Genomic DNA, 11790 nt, shown 5'->3' with positions numbered 1-11790 from the left:
ATCACGGAGCGTGTGGAGGACGCCCAGTCAGGTCACCCACCCACGAAGCCGTGCCACGATGTGAGCCGCGGCCGATGGGTATGTCGGTCGCTTCGGCACCGGAGCCGGGAAGGCAGAGCATGAGCACCGACGTCAGCAGTGCGGAGAACGAGGGTGGGACGAGTGTCCGTACCGCGCGCGTGCCCAAGTACTACCGCCTGAAGAAGCACCTGCTCGACATGACGGAGACGCTGCCGCCGGGCACGCCCGTCCCGCCCGAGCGCACGCTGGCCGCCGAGTTCGACACCTCCCGCACCACCGTGCGCCAGGCCCTCTCGGAACTGGTCGTCGAGGGCCGCCTCGAACGCATCCAGGGCAAGGGCACCTTCGTGGCCAAGCCCAAGGTCTCCCAGGCGCTGCAACTGACCTCCTACACCGAGGACATGCGCGCCCAGGGCCTGGAACCCACGTCCCAGCTGCTGGACATCGGCTACATCACCGCCGACGACCGCCTCGCCACGCTCCTGGACATCACCGCGGGCGGCCGCGTGCTGCGCATCGAGCGGCTGCGCATGGCCAACGGCGAGCCCATGGCCATCGAGACCACCCATCTGTCCGCCAAGCGCTTCCCCGCGCTGCGCCGCTCCCTGGTCAAGTACACGTCCCTCTACACCGCCCTCGCCGAGGTCTACGACGTCCATCTCGCCGAGGCCGAGGAGACCATCGAGACCTCGCTGGCCACCCCGCGCGAGGCCGGCCTGCTCGGCACCGACGTGGGCCTGCCGATGCTGATGCTCTCCCGGCACTCCTTCGACCGGCAGGGCGAACCCGTGGAGTGGGTGCGCTCGGTGTACCGCGGCGACCGCTACAAGTTCGTGGCCAGGCTGAAGCGGCCGGCCGAGTAGCGACTTTGTAAAGGCGGCACCGATATACGGGACGAGGGGTTCCGCTCACACGACACCGTGACCTAGATTGCCAGCCCATTACCGCAGGTGATCAGTGAGGGGACGGAGTCGCCCGATGTCGCAAGACCCGGAAGAGAACAGAGGTCCGGTGGTGACGCCCCTGCGCGTCGTCATCGGCCTCTGCCTGTTCGCGCCGTTCGTTGCCATGCTGTGGGTCGGCTCGTACGCCAAGGCCGACCCGGCACTCGCCGGCATCCCGTTCTTCTACTGGTACCAGATGGCCTGGGTGGTCATCTCGACGGCGCTGACCGCGGTGGCGTACAAGCTGTGGCAGCGCGACCAGCGTGCCCGCCGGGGAGGTGACTCCCGGTGAAGGACGGCGTGAACGGCGTGGCACTCGCCGTCTTCATCTTCTTCTTCCTGGCCGTCACGGTCATGGGCTTCCTCGCCGCGCGCTGGCGCAGGGCCGAGAACGAGCACAGCCTCGACGAATGGGGCCTGGGCGGCCGGTCGTTCGGCACCTGGATCACCTGGTTCCTGCTGGGCGGCGACCTCTACACGGCGTACACCTTCGTCGCCGTCCCCGCGGCGATCTACGCGGCGGGCGCGGCCGGCTTCTTCGCGGTGCCGTACACGATCCTGGTGTACCCGCTGATCTTCACGTTCCTGCCGCGCCTGTGGTCGGTCTCCCACAAGCACGGCTATGTCACCACCTCCGACTTCGTGCGCGGCCGCTTCGGCTCCAAGGGCCTGTCGCTCGCGGTGGCGCTGACCGGCCTGCTGGCGACGATGCCGTACATCGCGCTGCAGCTCGTCGGCATCCAGGCGGTGCTGGACGTGATGGGCGTCGGCGGCGGCGAGGACACGCACTGGTTCATCAAGGACCTGCCGCTGTTCATCGCCTTCGGTGTGCTGGCCGCCTACACCTACTCCTCCGGGCTGCGGGCGCCCGCGCTGATCGCGTTCGTGAAGGACACCCTGATCTACCTCGTCATCGCGGTGGCGATCATCTACATCCCGATCAAGCTGGGCGGCTTCGACGACATCTTCGCCGCGGCGGACGAGAAGTTCTCGTCGTCGGGCAAGGGCGGTCTGATCCCGCCCGAGGCCGGGCAGTGGGGTTACGCGACGCTGGCGCTCGGCTCCGCGCTCGCCCTCTTCATGTACCCGCACTCGATCACCGCGACGCTCTCCTCCAAGAGCCGTGAGGTGATCCGCCGCAACACCACGATCCTGCCGCTGTACTCCCTGATGCTCGGTCTGCTGGCGCTGCTCGGCTTCATGGCGATCGCGGCCGGGGTCACCGTGGAGAACGGCCAGCTGGCGATCCCCCAGCTGTTCGAGGACATGTTCCCGGACTGGTTCGCGGGCGTCGCCTTCGCGGCGATCGGCATCGGCGCGCTCGTCCCGGCGGCCATCATGTCCATCGCGGCGGCGAACCTCTTCACCCGCAACATCTACAAGGACTTCATCAAGCCGGACGCGACGCCGGAGCAGGAGACCAAGGTCTCCAAGCTGGTCTCCCTGCTGGTGAAGGTGGGCGCCCTGGCCTTCGTCCTCACCATGGACAAGACGGTCGCGATCAACTTCCAGCTCCTCGGCGGCATCTGGATCCTCCAGACCTTCCCCGCCCTGGTCGGCGGCCTGTTCACCCGCTGGTTCCACCGCTGGGCGCTGCTGGCGGGCTGGGCGGTCGGCATGGTCTACGGCACCGTCGCGGCCTACGGCGTCTCCTCCCCCACCCAGAAGCACTTCGGCGGCTCCACCAAGGAGATCCCCGGCATCGGTGAGATCGGCTACATCGGCCTCACCGCCTTCGTCCTCAACCTCGCGGTCACCGTGGCCCTCACCTTCGTCCTGAAGGCGGTCAAGGCCCCCGAGGGCATCGACGAGACCAAGCCGGAGGACTACACGGCCGACGCGGGCGATCCGGGAGTGAAACAGGAGCTGCCTCTGAACTCCGCGCACTGAGACACCCCCGGAGCGCGGGACGGGACCCCGCCGCCCGGTGGGCGCGCGCCACCACGACCACCCCGCAGCGGGCCGCCGAGATCACCCCACCACGGCGGCCCGCTGTCGTACACACTCACGCACATGGACATCCGGATCCGCGCAGCGCACCCCACCGAATACGCAGAGATCGGCGAGCTCACCGCACGGGCCTATCTCCACGACGACCTCCTGCGCTTCCCCGCGAGCGACTGGTACCTCGGCGAGCTGAGGGACGTCGCCAAGCGGGCCACCGCCGCCGACGTCCTGGTCGCGACGGACGGCGGCCACCTGCTCGGCACCGCCACCTTCGTACCGGCCCCCGGCCCCCTCGCCGACCTCGCCCGCCCCGGCGAGTCCGAGATCCGCATGCTCGCCGTGTCCCCCGCGGCCCGCGGAAGAGGCGTCGGCCAGGCCCTCGTCCAGGCGTGCGTCGACCGCGCCGGCGCCGTGGGCCACGGCGTCGTCCTGTCGACCCAGCCCGGTATGCGCTCCGCCCACCGCCTCTACGAACGCCTGGGCTTCGTCCGCGTACCGGAACGCGACTGGCAGCCGATCGCGGGCGACGACTTCACTCTCCTCACCTACCAGTTGACGCACTGAAGTCAGCGACGACACAACATATGGGGGCGTCACCCACGCCCGGCACTAGATGTATGCTCATGCTCGCTGTCGCCGCAGGGGAATCCGGTGCGAATCCGGAACTGTCCCGCAACGGTGTACTTATGCATGCATAAGCGTCAGTCCGAGGACCTGCCGACAGTGGCCCCGACCGACCGGTCGGGTGCCCCGACGTCCGGGCCTCGTGGAATGGGCCGGTGGACGCGACGCCCCGTGCGCTCGTGCTGCCCGCCCCGCTCTCGCGAGAGGCCCCGGCCGAGCCAGGGAGAGCCCCACGTGACCATCGCGCCAGCAGATCCGGCTTCAGCCGTCCCCGCCGACGAGGACGCTCCGGGTACGGCCTTGCTGCGGACCCTGACCGAGCTGACCGCCGACCTGCCCGACGCCGACCCCGGACGCGTGGCCGCCGCCGCGCTGCGGGGCCGGTCCGCCCGGGCCGACGAGGCGGAGCTGCGCGAGCTGGCCACGGAGGCGGCCGCCGGCCTCATCTCCGAGGACCCCGCCTACTCCAGGCTGGCAGCCAGGCTGCTGACCCTCTCCATCGCCGCCGAGGCCGCCTCGCAGGGTGTCACCTCCTTCACCGAGTCGGTGGCGGTCGGCCACCGCGAGGGGCTGATCGCCGACCGCACCGCGGAGTTCGTACGGCTGCACGCCGAGCGGCTGGACGCGCTGGTCGACCCGGCCGCCGACGACCGCTTCGGCTACTTCGGCCTGCGCACCCTGCACAGCCGCTACCTCCTGCGGCACCCGATCACCCGCAAGGTCGTCGAGACGCCCCAGCACTTCCTGCTGCGCGTCGCCTGCGGCCTCGCCGAGGACGACACGACCCGCTCGGTCGACGAAGTCGGCGCGCTCTACGGGCTCATGAGCCGCCTCGACTACCTGCCGTCCTCCCCCACCCTGTTCAACTCCGGCACGCGGCACCCCCAGATGTCGTCCTGCTACCTCCTCGACTCCCCCCTCGACGAGCTGGACTCCATCTACGACCGCTACCACCAGGTCGCCCGCCTCTCCAAGCACGCCGGCGGCATCGGGCTGTCGTACTCCCGCATCCGCTCCCGCGGTTCGCTGATCCGCGGCACCAACGGCCACTCCAACGGCATCGTGCCGTTCCTGAAGACCCTCGACGCCTCCGTCGCGGCCGTGAACCAGGGCGGGCGCCGCAAGGGCGCGGCCGCGGTGTACCTGGAGACCTGGCACTCCGACATCGAGGAGTTCCTGGAGCTGCGGGACAACACCGGTGAGGACGCCCGCCGTACGCACAATCTGAACCTCGCCCACTGGATCCCGGACGAGTTCATGCGCCGGGTCAACGCCGACCAGCAGTGGAGCCTGTTCTCCCCGGCCGACGTGCCCGAGCTGGTCGACCTGTGGGGCGAGGAGTTCGACGAGGCGTACCGCAAGGCCGAGGCCGCCGGTCTGGCGAAGAAGACCATCGCCGCCCGCGATCTGTACGGCCGCATGATGCGCACCCTCGCGCAGACCGGCAACGGCTGGATGACCTTCAAGGACGCCGCCAACCGCACCGCCAACCAGACGGCGCTGCCCGGCCATGTCGTCCACTCCTCCAACCTCTGCACGGAGATCCTGGAGGTCACCGACGACGGCGAGACGGCGGTGTGCAACCTGGGTTCGGTGAACCTGGGGGCGTTCGTCACCGGGGGAGACATCGACTGGGAGCGGCTGGACGCCACCGTCCGCACCGCCGTCACCTTCCTCGACCGCGTCGTCGACATCAACTTCTACCCGACCGAGCAGGCCGGCCGCTCCAACGCCAAGTGGCGCCCGGTGGGCCTGGGCGCGATGGGTCTGCAGGACGTCTTCTTCAAGCTGCGCCTGCCCTTCGACTCCCCGGAGGCGAAGGCGCTGTCCACGAGGATCGCCGAGCGCATCATGCTCGCCGCCTACGAGGCGTCCGCCGACCTCGCCGAGCGCAACGGCCCGCTGCCGGCCTGGGAGAAGACCCGTACCGCCCGGGGCGTGCTGCACCCCGACCACTACGACGTGGAGCTGACCTGGCCGGAGCGCTGGGACGCGCTGCGGGCGCGTATCGCCGAGGTCGGGATGCGCAACTCCCTCCTGCTGGCGATCGCGCCGACCGCGACCATCGCCTCCATCGCCGGCGTGTACGAGTGCATCGAGCCGCAGGTCTCCAACCTGTTCAAGCGCGAGACGCTGTCCGGCGAGTTCCTCCAGGTCAACTCCTACCTGGTGCAGGACCTGAAGGACCTCGGCGTGTGGGACGCCCGCACCCGTGAGGCGCTGCGCGACTCCAACGGCTCGGTGCAGGGCTTCGCGTGGATCCCGGAGGACGTGCGCGCGCTGTACCGCACGGCGTGGGAGATCCCGCAGCGCGGCCTGATCGACATGGCGGCGGCCCGTACGCCGTTCCTGGACCAGGCGCAGTCCCTGAACCTGTTCATGGAGACGCCGACCATCGGCAAGCTCTCCTCGATGTACGCCTACGCCTGGAAGTCCGGGCTGAAGACGACGTACTACCTGCGCTCGCGCCCGGCGACCCGCATCGCCCGCGCCGCCCAGGCCCAGGCCCAGCCTGAGAAGACGATCCCCGTCCAGCAGGCCACCGACCCCGAAGCGGTCGCCTGCTCCCTTGAGAACCCCGAGTCCTGCGAGGCATGCCAGTGATGTCCGAACGTAACGCCAATCTCCTCGACCCGGGCTTCGAGCTGACCCTGCGCCCCATGCGCTACCCGGACTTCTACGAGCGCTACCGGGACGCCATCAAGAACACCTGGACCGTCGAGGAGGTCGACCTCCACTCGGACGTCGCCGACCTCGCGAAGCTGACGCCCGCCGAGCAGCACCTGATCGGCCGCCTGGTCGCGTTCTTCGCGACGGGTGACTCGATCGTGGCGAACAACCTGGTCCTGACGCTGTACAAGCACATCAACTCCCCCGAGGCGCGCCTGTACCTGAGCAGGCAGCTGTTCGAGGAGGCCGTGCACGTCCAGTTCTATCTGACGCTCCTCGACACCTATCTGCCCGACCCGGACGACCGCGCGGCCGCCTTCGACGCGGTGGAGAACATCCCCTCCATCCGCGAGAAGGCCGAGTTCTGCTTCAAGTGGATCAACGAGGTCGAGAAGCTGGAGCGGCTGGAGACCCAGGCCGACCGCCGCCGCTTCCTGCTGAACCTGATCTGCTTCGCCGCGTGCATCGAGGGCCTGTTCTTCTACGGCGCCTTCGCGTACGTCTACTGGTTCCGCAGCCGGGGTCTGCTGCACGGCCTGGCGACCGGCACCAACTGGGTGTTCCGCGACGAGACGATGCACATGTCGTTCGCGTTCGACGTGGTCGACACCGTCCGCAAGGAGGAGCCGGAGCTCTTCGACGACCAGCTCCAGCAGCAGGTCACCGACATGCTGCGGGAGGCCGTCGAGTGCGAGCTGCAGTTCGCCCGCGATCTGTGCGGTGACGGCCTGCCGGGCATGAACACCGAGTCGATGCGGCAGTACCTGGAGTGCGTGGCCGACCAGCGGCTGGTCCGCCTGGGCTTCGCGCCGGTGTACGGCTCGGAGAACCCGTTCTCCTTCATGGAGCTCCAGGGCGTTCAGGAGCTGACCAACTTCTTCGAGCGGCGCCCGTCCGCGTACCAGGTCGCCGTGGAGGGCACGGTGGACCTGGACGAGGACTTCTGACCCTCGGCGTCCCGCAGTTCACGGTCGATCCGGCGTTCGTGGGCCCAGCCCACGAGCGCCGGGCCGGCGAGGAGGAGGAAGAGGACGGCGACTCCCGCGTAATCCATGAGTGCGTTCATGGGAGTAAGCATCGTTCTTAAGGAACACTCCTGGCAGTGGCAGGACTGCCACACACCCTCGATTTCCTGCCAGCCGCACGGCACACTGGCGGCATGCTGACGAACGTGGCCGCCGTGGTGATGGACGGGGTGCAGCCCTTCGAGCTCGGGGTCGTGTGCGAGGTGTTCGGCATCGACCGCAGTGACGACGGGCTGCCGGTGTACGACTTCGCCGTGGCCTCGGCGGAGGGGGCCGAGGTGCGCACGACCACCGGGTTCTCCCTCCGGGTCGAGCACGGGCTCGAACGGCTGGAGTCGGCGGATCTGATCGCCGTGCCGGCCGGATGGAGCTACCCCGACCGGGAGTTCCCGCCGGAGCTGCTTCAGGCGCTGCGCCAGGGCGTGGAGCGCGGCGCGCGCGTGCTGAGCGTGTGTTCCGGCGTCTATGTGCTGGGCGCCGCGGGCCTGCTGGACGGACGGCGGTGCACGGCGCACTGGCGGCACACCCAGGAGCTCGCCGTCCGCCATCCGCGGGCCCGGATCGAGCCGGACGTCCTCTACGTCGACGACGACCCGGTGATCACCTCCGCCGGGACCGCGGCCGGCATCGACGCCTGTCTGCATCTGGTCCGCAAGGAGCAGGGCCCCGAGGTCGCCAACGCCATCGCCCGCCGCATGGTCGTCCCGCCGCACCGCGACGGCGGCCAGGCGCAGTACGTCGAGCGGCCGCTGCCGGCCACCGCCTGCGACACGGTCGGCGAGGTGCTCGCCTGGATGGAGCGCAACCTCGACCAGGAGGTCACCGTCGAGCAGCTCGCCGAGCGCGCGCACATGTCCCCGCGCACCTTCGCCCGTCGCTTCCAGCAGGAGACGGGGACGACTCCCTACCGCTGGATCCTGCGCCAGCGGGTGCTGCTGGCGCAGCGCCTGCTGGAGGCGACGGACGAGACGGTGGACGCGATCGCGGGGCGCACCGGGTTCGGCACGGCCGCCGCGCTGCGGCATCAGTTCGTCCGCGCGGTGGGGGTCACCCCCCAGGCGTACCGGCGGACGTTCCGGGGCCCGCGGGCGGCCTGAGGGCTCACCACGGGACCGGCCGCAGCAGCAGCTTCTGCGGACGCAGGGTGATGCCCACCCGGGTGGCGTCGTCCGAGCCCGGCACCTGCTCGAAGCGGTACTTGGCGGACAGGGCCGCCGTGATCAGCGTCAGCTGGGCCATCGAGAAGTGGTCGCTCGGGCACTTCCGATTGCCGACGCTGAACGGGCTCATGGCGTATTTCGGTACCTCCTTGGCGCGTTCCGGAAGCCAGCGGTCGGGGTCGAAGTCGAGGTGGTGCTCGTAGGAACGCGCATCGCGCTGGATCGCGTACGGGCTGTACACGATGTCGGCTCCGGCCGGAATGCGATAGCCGCCGAGTTCGGTGTCGGTGACCGCCCGCCGCGTCAATATCCATACGGCGGGCCGCAAACGCATGGCCTCGACGACGACATTGTTGGTGTGCGTGAGCTTGCGGACGTCGCCGAATGCGACCGGACGGACGCCACCGGTCACGGATTCAACTTCCTCGCGCACCTTGGCGGCGTGCTCCGGGTGTTCCGCCAGTACCTGGAGCAACCACATGATCGTGGACGCCACGGTTTCGCTTCCGGGGGTGAGTATCGCGACGACCTGGTCGTGGATCTCCTGTTCCCCGATGGGGTCGCCATTGTCGTCCTTCGCCTCCAGCAATGCCGTCAGCAAATCATCGGGCCTTTGACCGGATGCGCGGCGCTCGGCGACGATCTCGTCGACGAGGAGATGCAAATCGGCCAGGGCGCGGTTGAATTCGCGGTTGGCCGGGAGCGGCAGCCGGTACAGCGGGCCGAGCGGCACCACCATCCGCCGGTACATGCCCTGGAAGACGACCGCGAGGGCGTTGCACAGCCGCTCGGCGCGCTCGTCCATGTAGTCGCCGCGCAGCAGACAGCGGGCGGCGATGCGCACGGCCACCCGGAACGACTCGGGGGTGCAGTCGATCGTGCCGCCCGGCTGCCAGCGCTCGGTGAGGGCGTGCGCCTCCTCCTCCATGATCGGGCCGTAGTTGGGTATCGCGTCCAGCCGGAAGGCGGGCTGGATGGTGCGCCGCTGCCTGCGGTGGCGCGGTCCGTTGGCGGTGGCCACGCCCTCCTTGCCGAGCAGGCCCTCCAGGGACTCCCACAGGGGACCGTCGATCTTGAAGTGGGGGTTGAGGGCGAGGGCGCCGGTGAGGTCCGGGGTGGTGACGGCGTAGACCGTCTTGGGCCCGAGCCTCAGCCGCACGATGTCACCGTGCTCGCGCAGCCGGGACATGAAGCTCAAGGGGTCGCGGACCAGCTGCCAGCCGTGGCCGAGGAGCGGGACCCCGCCCCCGGCGAGGGGCGGGTCGAGCAGTTCGGGGACTTCGGTCTCCGCGGGCTTCACGGACTCGACGGTCATTTCTCACCTACCGCTTCGTTGTTGACGTACGGGGGTGTGGTGCGGTCGTCCCAGCTGTCGACCCGGTACCGGCCGGACTCGTGGTGGAACCAGTACACGGAACTGAACCAGTTCCGCATATTTCCCAGGCAAGCGCGTACGGCAGTGCTCAGTTCCTTTCCCCGTACGGTGCCGTCGGCGAGGCGGTCGGCGAAGCGCTGCGCCTCACGTTCGGCGACGACGAATTCGTCGATGCACTCCAGCACGCGCCGCCGCAGTTCCACGACCGCTTCTTCGAGCGTCAGCCCCTCATGGGTGATGAGACTGATTCCGAGATTGTGGACCTCGTCGCCCGCTATTTCCTTGGGCAAGGAGCAGAGGTCGTTGTACCAGGCGGCGAATTCCTGGCTGAGCAGTGCCGCCCGCCGGTATGCGGGGTGTTTCCGCACGTGGTCCGGGAGTTCGAGTTCCGCGCTCGGCTCCAGCAGATCGGTCCAGATCCAGTGGGCGAAGGTGAGCCGGCGCAGGGCGAGGTATTCCTCGACCGTGGGAACGGTTCCGGTGGTGCGGTTGTGGAATTCCCGGTCGTATGCCTCGATCACCGCGTGGAAGTGCCGGGCGAAGCGCGCGTTCCAGGTCTGCGGCAGGAACGAGTACAGCCGCTGGACGCTGTCGGCGAACCCCGCGACCAGCGGGTCCGGGTGATGCAGATGGGCCGCCGGGGAGTCCAGAGCCACATGCAGGCGCTGCCGCAGCCGCTCCCAGGCGGCGGGCCGGCCGTGGACGATGTCACGGTCGTGCCGGTCGTCCCAGACGAAGAACCACGCGCTGTAGTCCCCTATCGCCTGCATGACCGCGTCGGGCGCGCCGGTGTAGTACCCGGCCATGAGATCGGTGTAGCACAGGCCGTCGGCATATTCCTCCACCTTGTCGGCGGGCATGAGCCGTTTTTCCAGCAGCCAGGTGCGGGTCTTCTCCTGCAGCCGGGGCCAATACGGGTGCAGTTGCCGGGGAAAGGCTGCCTCGATCACCGGCAGAGAGAGTGATGGTGGTACCGCGAGCGCCGTCGTCGATGTGGTGCCGTGTGGGAAAGAAGACACGAACAAACCCCTCTCAGCCGACCAGAGCGCGCACACCCCTCCCGCTGTGCCGGGCGTGCGCCGTTGCGTATCCCCGCACTTCCCATTCAGCACCACAACTGACCGTTCTGGGAACGGATTTGCTCCATTCACTACCCCGGCATGCCGTGACGCACCCCATGTGTGACTGTTGTGGATCAGGATCCGGTGCTATGGGATCGGACGTGCGAAGGACAGACGAACGGGAGAAGACGGACGGCGCCCGCCCGGGATCAACTCCCGGACGGGCGCCGTCCGTTGGGGCTCCTGGGATCAGTCGTTGGCGACCACCGGGTAGCGGGGCTCGTTCTCGGCCATCTGCCGCAGCGCGTCCTTGCGGTCGCGCTTGGAGAGGCGGTCGATGTAGAGGTAGCCGTACAGGTGGTCCGTCTCGTGCTGCAGGCAGCGGGCGAAGTAGCCGGTGCCGCGCACCTTGATCGGGTTGCCCTGCTCGTCCTGCCCGGTCACCTCGGCGTAGTCCGGACGCGCGAGCGGCATGTACGCCGTCGGCACCGACAGGCAGCCCTCGTTGCTGTCGTCCAATCGGCGCCTGTCCGCGGGCAGTTCGACCAGCTTGGGGTTGCAGACCACGCCCACGTGCCGCACGCCCTCGTCGTCCGGGCAGTCGTAGACGAAGACCTTCTTGTCCACGCCGATCTGGTTGGCGGCGAGCCCGACGCCCTCGGCGGTGCGCTGGCTGGCGAACATGTCCGCGACCAGCTGCCGCAGCTCCTCGCCGAACTCGGTGACGTCCTCGCACTCCTTGTGCAGCACCGGGTTCCCGACGACCGTGATCGGCCGCGAGGTCCCCGCCTCACGCCACGCCTTCTCCCGCGCCTCGGTGTCCTCGGTGTCGATGACGAAGCCCTCGTCGTCCACGGGGAGCACGCCGCCGTGCTGCTGATCGGTGTCCTGCTGCGCCATGACCGACGTACGCCTTCCTGCAAGCTGGAGAAAATGATGCGAGTACAGCCTAAAGGTGCTGTC

At 69.0% G+C, this 11790-nt stretch carries 10 protein-coding genes and 1 riboswitch; of the genes, 7 read left to right on the top strand and 3 right to left on the bottom strand.

Annotation, left to right across the window (positions count from 1 at the left end):
* Positions 1-119 precede the first annotated feature (119 nt).
* The 7 genes from ACSU6M_RS22840 (at position 120) to ACSU6M_RS22810 (ending at position 8328) form a co-directional block, all read left to right on the top strand.
* Positions 120-884, top strand: coding sequence for a GntR family transcriptional regulator (locus tag ACSU6M_RS22840; RefSeq protein WP_437071859.1), 765 nt, complete (start codon positions 120-122; stop codon positions 882-884).
* Positions 885-999: 115 nt separating this feature from the next.
* Entirely contained in the window at positions 1000-1257 is a 258-nt protein-coding gene (locus ACSU6M_RS22835) for a DUF3311 domain-containing protein (RefSeq protein WP_437071858.1), read from the top strand.
* Positions 1254-2855 (top strand): monocarboxylate uptake permease MctP, encoded by a 1602-nt coding sequence (gene mctP, locus ACSU6M_RS22830; RefSeq protein ID WP_437071856.1) that lies wholly within the window; start codon positions 1254-1256, stop codon positions 2853-2855. The genes ACSU6M_RS22835 and mctP overlap by 4 nt, the downstream gene beginning before the upstream one ends.
* 123 nt (positions 2856-2978) lie before the next feature.
* The gene (locus ACSU6M_RS22825; RefSeq protein WP_437071854.1) at positions 2979-3476 is read left to right on the top strand and encodes a GNAT family N-acetyltransferase; all 498 of its coding nucleotides are present in this window, start codon (positions 2979-2981) and stop codon (positions 3474-3476) included.
* Between the two features lie 53 nt (positions 3477-3529).
* A riboswitch (cobalamin riboswitch) is annotated at positions 3530-3648 on the top strand.
* A 122-nt stretch (positions 3649-3770) separates the two neighbouring features.
* On the top strand, positions 3771-6140 hold the full coding sequence (locus tag ACSU6M_RS22820) for a ribonucleoside-diphosphate reductase subunit alpha (RefSeq protein ID WP_437071853.1): 2370 nt from the start codon (positions 3771-3773) through the stop codon (positions 6138-6140).
* Positions 6140-7153, top strand: a complete 1014-nt coding sequence (locus ACSU6M_RS22815; protein ID WP_437071851.1) for a ribonucleotide-diphosphate reductase subunit beta — start codon at positions 6140-6142, stop codon at positions 7151-7153. The genes ACSU6M_RS22820 and ACSU6M_RS22815 overlap by 1 nt, the downstream gene beginning before the upstream one ends.
* Before the next feature lie 212 nt (positions 7154-7365).
* Positions 7366-8328: a GlxA family transcriptional regulator gene (locus tag ACSU6M_RS22810; RefSeq protein ID WP_437071850.1), complete on the top strand. Its 963-nt coding sequence runs from the start codon at positions 7366-7368 to the stop codon at positions 8326-8328.
* Positions 8329-8332: 4 nt separating this feature from the next.
* Here ACSU6M_RS22810 and ACSU6M_RS22805 read toward each other — a convergent pair whose 3' ends face one another.
* From ACSU6M_RS22805 to def, 3 genes are all read right to left on the bottom strand, one after another.
* A complete protein-coding gene (locus ACSU6M_RS22805; RefSeq protein ID WP_437071849.1) occupies positions 8333-9706 on the bottom strand; it encodes a bifunctional albaflavenone monooxygenase/terpene synthase in 1374 nt (457 codons plus the stop codon).
* A complete protein-coding gene (gene cyc1, locus ACSU6M_RS22800; protein ID WP_437071848.1) occupies positions 9703-10785 on the bottom strand; it encodes an epi-isozizaene synthase in 1083 nt (360 codons plus the stop codon). Before cyc1 ends, ACSU6M_RS22805 begins: the two co-directional genes overlap by 4 nt.
* A gap of 291 nt (positions 10786-11076) precedes the next feature.
* The gene (def, locus tag ACSU6M_RS22795) at positions 11077-11727 is read right to left on the bottom strand and encodes a peptide deformylase (RefSeq protein WP_437071846.1); all 651 of its coding nucleotides are present in this window, start codon (positions 11725-11727) and stop codon (positions 11077-11079) included.
* Between the last annotated feature and the right edge of the window lie 63 nt (positions 11728-11790).

It is taken from the genome of Streptomyces sp. enrichment culture (assembly GCF_964272895.1).
GTDB lineage: Bacteria > Actinomycetota > Actinomycetes > Streptomycetales > Streptomycetaceae > Streptomyces.
The sequence above is the reverse complement of the archived record's forward strand: the minus strand, read 5'-3'. Positions and strand labels throughout refer to the sequence as shown.